Here is a 476-nt window from a genome sequence, read left to right as displayed (position 1 = left end):
CCTGTGTGCTTTCGTGTACGGGACTGTCACCCTGTACCGTGCGACTTTCCAGACGCTTCCACTAACACACAAGCTGATTCAGACTCTGGGCTGCTCCCCGTTCGCTCGCCGCTACTGGGGGAATCTCGGTTGATTTCTTTTCCTCGGGGTACTTAGATGTTTCAGTTCCCCCGGTTCGCCTCGTTAACCTATGTATTCAGTTAACGATAGTGTGTCGGAACACACTGGGTTTCCCCATTCGGACATCGCCGGGTCAAAGGTTCATATCACCTCGCCGGCGCTTTTCGCAGATTAGCACGTCCTTCATCGCCTCTGACTGCCAGGGCATCCACCGTGTACGCTTAGTCGCTTAACCTCACAACCCGAAGATGTTTCTTTCGATTCATCACCGGTTTGCGAAAATTTGAGAGACTCGAACACACATTAACTGTGTGTCGTTTCAATTTTCAGCTTGATCCAGATTTTTAAAGAGCAAA

The 476-nt window shown here is 50.2% G+C and carries 1 rRNA gene; it reads right to left on the bottom strand.

Going from position 1 to position 476, the window contains the following annotated elements:
* Positions 1-355: ribosomal RNA gene (locus QMG44_RS24190) — 23S ribosomal RNA — on the bottom strand; the annotation flags it as partial.
* Positions 356-476 lie beyond the last annotated feature (121 nt).

The organism is Enterobacter sp. 200527-13, from assembly GCF_027924865.1.
Taxonomy (GTDB): Bacteria; Pseudomonadota; Gammaproteobacteria; order Enterobacterales; family Enterobacteriaceae; genus Enterobacter; species Enterobacter ludwigii.
Note: the sequence above shows the minus strand (reverse complement) of the source record. Positions and strands in the feature narration are given on the sequence as shown.